Origin of the sequence: Streptomyces sp. NPDC059037 (assembly GCF_042740015.1) — a bacterium.
Classification (GTDB): Bacteria; Actinomycetota; Actinomycetes; order Streptomycetales; family Streptomycetaceae; genus Streptomyces.
This window is the reverse complement of record NZ_JBHYIG010000083.1, coordinates 24,178-32,084: the sequence shown is the minus strand read 5'-3', so window position 1 is coordinate 32,084 and position 7,907 is coordinate 24,178. Positions and strand designations below refer to the sequence as shown.

Annotated in this window: 5 protein-coding genes and 1 pseudogene; 3 read left to right on the top strand and 3 right to left on the bottom strand. The window is 70.2% G+C overall.

Annotation, left to right across the window (positions count from 1 at the left end; translation table 11 throughout):
- Nucleotides 1-185: 185 nt before the first annotated feature.
- Together ACFWY6_RS19135 and ACFWY6_RS19130 are read right to left on the bottom strand one after the other, a co-directional pair.
- Nucleotides 186-2,258, bottom strand: a complete 2,073-nt coding sequence (locus tag ACFWY6_RS19135) for a M4 family metallopeptidase (RefSeq protein WP_384691585.1) — start codon at nt 2,256-2,258, stop codon at nt 186-188.
- Between the two features lie 357 nt (nt 2,259-2,615).
- Complete coding sequence (locus ACFWY6_RS19130) at nt 2,616-3,002, bottom strand: Dabb family protein (protein WP_360773825.1); 387 nt, start codon at nt 3,000-3,002, stop codon at nt 2,616-2,618.
- A 110-nt stretch (nt 3,003-3,112) separates the two neighbouring features.
- Between ACFWY6_RS19130 and ACFWY6_RS19125 the strand changes: the two genes are divergently transcribed.
- The 3 genes from ACFWY6_RS19125 to ACFWY6_RS19115 all read left to right on the top strand — a co-directional run bounded on the left by ACFWY6_RS19125 (nt 3,113) and on the right by ACFWY6_RS19115 (nt 6,124).
- Nucleotides 3,113-3,769: a TetR/AcrR family transcriptional regulator gene (locus ACFWY6_RS19125; protein ID WP_384691591.1), complete on the top strand. Its 657-nt coding sequence runs from the start codon at nt 3,113-3,115 to the stop codon at nt 3,767-3,769.
- A 173-nt stretch (nt 3,770-3,942) separates the two neighbouring features.
- Nucleotides 3,943-4,797, top strand: a complete 855-nt coding sequence (locus ACFWY6_RS19120) for a hypothetical protein (RefSeq protein ID WP_384691581.1) — start codon at nt 3,943-3,945, stop codon at nt 4,795-4,797.
- Nucleotides 4,798-4,849: 52 nt separating this feature from the next.
- Complete coding sequence (locus ACFWY6_RS19115; protein WP_384691579.1) at nt 4,850-6,124, top strand: MFS transporter; 1,275 nt, start codon at nt 4,850-4,852, stop codon at nt 6,122-6,124.
- A gap of 67 nt (nt 6,125-6,191) precedes the next feature.
- Here ACFWY6_RS19115 and ACFWY6_RS19110 read toward each other — a convergent pair.
- Nucleotides 6,192-7,835, bottom strand: a pseudogene (locus ACFWY6_RS19110) (ABC transporter ATP-binding protein); the annotation flags it as partial.
- Nucleotides 7,836-7,907: the final 72 nt, after the last annotated feature.

Sequence of the window (7,907 nt, the reverse complement as noted above, 5' to 3'; positions counted from 1 at the left end):
GCCAATAAAGGTTCTGTTGCGCCATCTCATTTTAACTAATCCCCCACGCCGCCCTGGGGTCGTTTAAACGGGGCCCAACTTGGGGGCCCCGCTCCGGGGAGTTGAACCACCCGGAGCGGCGCCGTCTCTCATTTCACGGAAGACCTGAAGAGGCCTGCGGGAGGCCTGCGCGAGGCCCGGTCGGCTTACGGGAACGTCAGCTTCCAGCTGTTGATGCGGCCTGTGTCGTACGCGGCCACGTCCTGCACCTTCAGCTTCCACGTTCCGTTGGCCACCTCGGACGACGCGTCGACCGTGTACGTCGCCACGATGTTGTCCGCGGAATCCGATGAACTCGAGTTCTTCAGGCGGTAGTTCGTGCCGTCCGGCGCCACCAGGTCGACGACCAGGTCGCCGCGCCAGGTGTGCACGATGTCGACGCCGACCTTCAGCGCGCTGGGCGCGTTGCCGGTGCGTCCGGTGACGTTGACCGACGAGGTCACCGCCGCACCGTTGTCCGGAATGGCGACATCTGTCGTGTTCTCGAAGTCCGTGCCACCGCCGCCGCCGGGCCGCGAGCCGACGTTGACGCCGGCCCACGCGTGGGCCACCGCCGCGTACTCGGCGCTGGTGGTGCCGTACAGCTCACCGGCCACGGCGAGCGTTCCGGTGCGGGCCGCCGCGTAGTTGGTGGTCGTGGTGAACTTGGTCGTCAGCGCCTTGAACCAGATGAGCGACGCCTTGTCACGACCAATTCCGGCCACAGGCAGGCCGTCCGAGGTGGGCGAGTTGTAGGAGACGCCGTTGATCACCTTGGCGCCGCTGCCCTCGCTCAGCAGGTAGTAGAAGTGGTTGGCGACACCGGACGAGTAGTGGACGTCGATGTTGCCGATGCCCGAGTACCAGGAGTCCTTGGACGAGCCGTCCTTGCTGGGCTTGTCCATGTAGCGCAGCGGGGTGCCGTCGCCGCGGATGTCGATCTTCTCGCCGACGAGGTAGTCGCCGACGTCCTGCGCGTTGTTGGCGTTGAACTCGACCGCCGCCGCGAAGATGTCGGAGGTCGCCTCGTTCAGGCCGCCGGACTCGCCGCTGTACGTCATGTTGCCGGTGGCCGCGGTCACGCCGTGCGTCATCTCGTGGGCCGCCACGTCGATGGACGTCAGCGGCTTGGCGTTGCCCGAGCCGTCGCCGTACGTCATGCAGAAGCAGCTGTCGGACCAGAAGGCGTTGACGTAGTTGTTGCCGTAGTGGACCCGCGAGTACGCGCCGACGCCGTCCCCGCGGATGCCGGAGCGGCCGTGCACGTTCTTGTAGTAGTCCCAGGTGAGCGCGGCGCCGTAGTGGGCGTCGGCGCCCGCGGTCTCCAGGTTGGAGGCCTGGCCGTTGCCCCACACGTCGTCGGCGCCCGAGAAGAGCGTGCCGGTGCCGGAGGTGCCGCGGTTGAGGTTGTTCGTCTTGTGGCTGCCCCGGGCGGTGTCCGTCAGGGTGTAGTTGGACCCCGACTGGGCCGTCCCGAGGGTGACCTGACCGCTGTACTGGGTGTTGCCCGTGCCGTTCTCGATGCCCTGCCACTGGAAGAGCTTCTTGCCGGTGGCCGCGTCCGTGATGACGTGCAGTTCGTTCGGCGTCCCGTCGTGCTGCAGCCCGCCGACCACCGTCTCGTACGCGAGAGTCGGCTCGCCCTTGGCCATCCAGACGACCTTGCGGGGCGCCCGGTCCGCGTCGGTCTTCTTCGACCCCTCGGCCTTCGCGGCCCCGAGCGCCTGCTTCTCGGCGGTCGCCGCCTTCACGTCGGCGCTGGTGTCGATGCCCTTGAGCTGCGCCTTCGACGCCTTGGTGACGCCCTCGGTCTTCCCGGACCTCGCCTCGTCGACCACCAGGTCGCCGCCGAGTACGGGCATTCCGTCGTAGGTGCGCTCGTAGCGCGTGTGCGTGGTGCCGTCGCCGTCCTTGGTGACATCACGGACGACGAGCTTCTCCTTGGCGCCGAGGCCCAGGTCCTTGGCGGTGTCCGCCTTGGTGGCGTTGGCGTCCTTGAGGAGCGCGGCGCGCTGGGCGGGGGAGAGCTTGGCCGGCAGCGAACCCGGGTCGGCCTTGCCGATCTTGGGGGCGGCCGCCTTGGTGGAGGGAGACTTGACCGGGTCGTCGGCGGTTGCCGGGCCGGTCTGGACGGCCACCGCGATAAGCGCCGCGACGGCGGTCAGGGCACCGGCTGCGGCGCCCCGTCGGGAGGAGATGGATCTGCGGGACGCGGATCTGTGGGAGGTGGATCTCAACACGGACTCCTTCTGCGTGGCCGCGGGGTGCGCGGCCAGGGAGGCCGGGCGGCGCGGTCGTGCCGTCCGGGCAGAACAAGGCAGAACGTGGAGCTGGGAATCGAACGTGGAGCTGCGAATTGAGGGGAAGAGTGGCACCAGGGCGGGCCCTTTGTCAGGGTTGCGTCAAGAGTTGGCCGGAACTGGTCCGCTGCCCGGTAGGACACGTTCGATATACGGAGCGGGCGGACAGGCCCGAGGGCTGCCCTCTTGTTCGAGGGCAGCCCCGGGTACTGCCGCAGTTGTTCGATCCTGTACCGCCTGCCCGGCGTCGGGCGGCCGGTGGCCGGATCTGGACCCTGAACTGAACGCGTCGCGCGCTCAGTTGGGGATCGAGTTCAGCAACTGGCCCCACTCGGGGTACTTCTCGACCTTCTTCTCGTGCAGGGCCATCACCTTCGCGCTCAGCTCGGGGTCCGGGTCGTCGGAGAGCCGCAGCGCGGAGAGCCGCCCCAGGTGCGGAATGATCACGAAGTCCCCGGCGAGGTGCACCGGATCGTGCATGTACCGCTCCAGTGCGTCCAGGTCCTCGACGCCCACGCAGTAGGTGTGGGTGAAGCCGTCGTCGGGCAGCCGCAGATCCTGGCCGACCGTTCCGTATGCCGCCGAATCGACGGTCGAGGTGCGGCGCATCGCGGCCAGCACCTCGGCTTTCTCCTCCTCGGTCGTGCCGTCCTTGAAGCTGAAACGCAGGATGTTGACGATCACGTGCAATCTCCTTGCCGCATGGCGGAGTTGGCAGATGAATTGAACCAGCGGGTTCAATGTACTGTGCTGATCGGTAAAGTTGAAGTGAGTACAGTGAGCGGGTGGCAGCACTGAGGGAGCCGACGGCGCGGACCGGCGCGGCAGCACGTACGACGGCGTCGCGCGGACGCATCGACAAGCGGCAGGCGATCCTGGAGGCCGCCTTCGCCGTCTTCGCCCGCCGGGGCTACGCGCAGGCCTGCGTGAAGGAGATCGCCGAGGAGGCCGGCGTCGCCAAGCCGACCGTCTACAACCACCTCGCCGACAAGGAGAACCTCTTCCGGCATGCGATGGAGGCCGCGGCCGACGCGGTGCGTGCCGAGAGCCTCGCCGCCGTCGAGCGGATGCGCGACCCCGGCGGCGATCTGCGCGCGGCCATGGAGGACGGCGCGTACCGGCTGCTCCAGGTGTGCTGCGGCGAGCGCGCCCGCGCGCTGCGCTGGCTGACGTACGCACAGGTCGCCGGATTCCCCGACCTGATCGATGTCGTCCAGGGCCGTACGTCCGACGGGCTGAGCGACGCGCTCGCCGACCGCCTTGCCCGGCTCGTGCTCTCCGGGCGTCTGCGCCCGTGCGACCCCGCCCTGGCGGCCGAGCAGTTCCTGGCGCTGCTCACCGGCCCGCTGGAGTCGCGCTCACGGCTCGGCACGCGCAAGGTCCCGGCGGCGGAGGTCCGTGAGGTGGCGGCCGCCGCGACGGACACCTTCCTGCGGGCGTACGGGGCGTAAGCGGTCGGCGGGGGCCGAGGTCGGCCCCCTCGCGAGATTTCATTCGGCGGTTTTCTCTGACCCGGGAATACCCCCGGGGGGTATATGGTTATGATCGATGTCCCGGCAACGGGCAACGCCAGAAGGCGCGCCACAAGGCATGCCAGAAGGCGCATCACACCGAGGGAGACGCCATGCAGAACCACTCCGGCCACCACACGTCCCAGCACGGCGGCCACGTCGGCCACGGCGGAGCCACCCCCGGTGGTCTGTCGGTCTCCGAGAACGGGTACACCCTCGAACTCGACTCGACGATCGTCACCGGCGGCGTCCAGCCGGTCACCTTCCGGGTGATGGGCCCCGACGGGCGGGCCGTGACCGAGTTCACGCCCGAGCATGAGAAGGCGCTGCACTTCATCGCCGTCCGGCGCGACACGGCCGGGTTCCAGCACGTGCACCCCGTGATGGACGAGAAGGGCACCTGGAGCGTCGAACTGGCCCTGGAACCCGGGGACTGGAGGTTCTTCGCCGACATCCACCCGGCCGGCCACGACGGAACCATGACGCTGGGGATCGATGTCGCGGTCGCCGGGCAGTACGACCCGCGTCCGCTTCCCGAAGTCACCCGGGCCGCGCGGGCCGACGAGTTCACCGTCACCCTCGACGGCGAACTCCTGCCCGGTGCGGCGAGCGAACTGACCCTCACCGTCAGCCGGGACGGCCGGCCCGTCACCGATCTGCAGCCCTACTTGGCCGCGTACGGACACCTGGTGGCACTGCGGGTCGGCGACCTGGGCTACCTCCACGTCCACCCGGAGGGCGAGCCCGGCGACGGCACCACCGCGCCGGGGCCCGAGATCGCCTTCGTGGCGACCGCGCCTTCGGCCGGCACCTACCGCCTGTTCCTGGACTTCCAGCACGACGGCGTCGTCCGGACGGCCGAGTTCACGGTGCGGACCGCGACGACCCCCGGCTCGGACACGGCATCCAAGGCCGCACCCGCCGAGCACCCGGGCCACCACCACGGCGACCACGCACACCACCACTGACCAGCGGGAAGGACCGTCGCGCCCCGCCGCATGGACCCGGAAGGAAGACGCCATGAGCCTGTTCGCCATCCGCGACTACCGCCACCTGTTCAGCGCCCAGGTCATCGCCCTGTTCGGCACCGGTCTCGCGACAGTGGCCCTCGGACTGCTCGCCTACGATCTCGCGGGACCGCGCGCAGGCGTGGTCCTCGGCACCGCCCTGACCGTCAAGATGGTCATGTACGTGGTCATCGCCCCCCTTGCCGCCGCGTACGTCGACCGGCTCCCCAGAAGAGCCTTCCTGGTCTTCCTCGACGTGGTGCGCGCCGCGGTGGTCCTCGCGCTGCCGTTCGTCACCGAGGTCTGGCACATCTACGTCCTGATCGGCCTGCTGCAGGCCGGATCCGCGGCCTTCACCCCGACGTTCCAGGCCGTCATCCCCGACATCGTCACGGACGAATCCGACTACACACGCGCCCTGTCCGCCTCCCAGGTCGCCTACACCATGGAGAGCCTGCTCAGCCCGGTACTCGCAGCGGTCGCCCTGGCGTTCATGAGCTTCAACCTGCTCTTCCTCGGCACCTCCGCCGGATTCGCCGTCTCCGCCCTCCTGGTCCTGTCGACGCGCATCCCCGACGCCCGCCCCAACGCCCACGCCAAGGCATGGGACAGGGCAGCGGCAGGGATCAGGACCTTCCTCAGGACACCGCGGCTGCGCGGCGTCATGGCGCTCAATCTCGTGGTCGCGTCGGCAGGGTCGATCGTCGTCGTCAACACCGTCAATTACGTACGCGACGAGCTCGGCGGCTCGCAGTCGGACGTCGCGTGGATGCTCGCGGCCTCCGGCGGCGGAACCCTCCTCGCGGCCCTCGCGCTTCCCCGCATCCTCGACCGGATCACCGCCCGCACCGTCATGCTGACCGGCGCCGGAGTCCTCCTCGGCGGCACGACCGCCGCGGTGAGCCTCATGGCGGCCGGCCTGACCACCTGGACCGGTACGGCGATCAACTGGACCGTGATCGGCATCGGCATGGCGCTCGTCGTCACACCGACCGGAAAGGTCCTGCGCGCCTCCGTCGCACCGAACGCGATCCCCGAGGCCTTCGCGGCCCAGTTCTCCCTGTCGCACCTGGCCTGGCTGATCACGTACCCCGTCGCGGGATGGCTCGGCACGAACGCCGGCTTCGCGCTCGCCTGGTCCGTCCTCGCCGCCCTCGCCGGGGCGGGCACCGCCGGCGCCCTCCTCCTGTGGCCGCGCCACGATGGACGACGGGCCGTGACGGGACCCGCGGCGCCCGACGCGACAGCGCCTCGCTTGGACAGGTCCACCCTGTCCAAGGCCGCGTGAAGCGTCGCGGCATCTGGAAAGCGCGCCCCGGAAAGCGTGACCCGGAAGGCGCGATCCGGAAAGCGCCCTACCCCACCACGCTGTCCCGCCAGGCACGGTGCAGATCCGCGAACGAACCGCTGCCCGCGATGAGTTCGCCCGGAGTGCCGTCCTCCACGACCCGGCCGTGCTCCATCACGAGCACCCGGTCGGCGATCTCCACCGTGGAGAGCCGGTGGGCGATCACGACGGCCGTGCGGCCGCGCAGCACCGTGTGCATGGCGCGCTGCACGGCCCGCTCGCCCGGGATGTCCAGGGAGCTGGTCGCCTCGTCCAGGATGAGCACCGCCGGGTCGGCGAGCAGCGCCCGGGCGAAGGCCACCAACTGCCGCTGACCGGCGGAGATACGGCCGCCCCTCTTGCGTACGTCGGTGTCGTAGCCGTCCGGCAGCGAGGCGATGAAGTCGTGCGCGCCGATCGCCTTCGCCGCGTGCTCGACGTCCTCGCGGGTGGCGTCCGGGCGGCCGATGGCGATGTTCTCCGCGACCGTGCCGGAGAAGAGGAAGGCCTCCTGGGTCACCATGACCACGCCGCGCCGCAGTTCGGCATTGGCGAGGTCGCGCAGATCGACCCCGTCGAGGAGGACCCGGCCGTCCGTCGGGTCGTAGAAGCGGGCCAGGAGCTTGGCGAGCGTCGACTTGCCCGCGCCGGTGGAGCCGACGACGGCGACGGTCTGCCCGGCGGGCAGCGTCAGGTCGAAGCGGGGAAGGACCTCGCCGCCGGTGCGGTAGGCGAACCGCACGCCGTCGAAGCGGACCTCGCGGCCCGGGTGTTCGGAGGCGAGGGAGGGCAGGGGCCGTGCGGACTCGGCGGACGGTTCCGGTACCGAAGGGGTCTGGGCGAGCAGGCCCGCGACCTTCTCCAGGGAAGCGGCCGCCGACTGGTAGGAGTTGAGGAACATGCCGAGCCGGTCGATCGGGTCGTAGAGGCGGCGCAGATAGAGCACCGCGGCGGCGAGGACCCCGAGCGCGAGCGTGCCGTCGGTGACGCGGTAGGCGCCCCACAGGACGATGCCGGCGACGGCCGTGTTGGCGACGAGCCGGGACCCGACGACATAGCGGGCCATCTCCAGCATCGCGTCGCCGTTGCTGCGCTCGTGACGGTGGTTGAGCACGGCGAACTCGGCCTCGTTGGCGCGCTCGCGGCGGAAGGCGCGGACCGGACGGATGCCGTTCATGGTCTCGGCGAACTTCACGATGACGGCGGCGATCGCGGTGGACCGCTTGCCGAACAGCGGGCCCGCGCGGCGCTGGTAGCGGCGTACGAGGAGGTAGAGCGGTACGAACGACACCACCGCGGCGGCGCCGAGGCTCAGGTCGAGCCAGAGCAGCATCACCGAGATGTAGACGAAGGACAGGATGACGGTGATCAGCTCCTGCAGGCCCTCGCTGAGCAGCTCCCGCAGGGATTCCACATCCGTGGTGGAACGCGATATCAGCCGCCCCGATGTGTACCGCTCGTGGAAGTCCACGCTGAGCGCCTGCGCATGCCGGAAGATCCGCCCGCGCAGATCGAGCAGCACGTCCTGGTTCACCCGTGCCGAGGCGACGATGAACGCGTACTGGAACCCGGCGGACGCGGCCGCGCACAGCAGGTAGCCGAGGCCGACGGCGATCAACGGCCCGTAGTCGTCGCGGCGTACGGCCGGCACGCCGCGGTCGTTGGGGGGGGCCCCCCCCCCCCGCCCCCCCCGCCCCCCGGCCCGGGGGGGCCCGGGGAGACCACGGGGGCGGCCCCCCCCCCC

Coding starts and splice junctions, on each gene's coding strand:
- ACFWY6_RS19120 (WP_384691581.1), top strand. CDS start 3,943: ATGCAGAACCACTCCGGCCACCACACGTCCCAGCACGGCGGCCACGTC.
- ACFWY6_RS19115 (WP_384691579.1), top strand. CDS start 4,850: ATGAGCCTGTTCGCCATCCGCGACTACCGCCACCTGTTCAGCGCCCAG.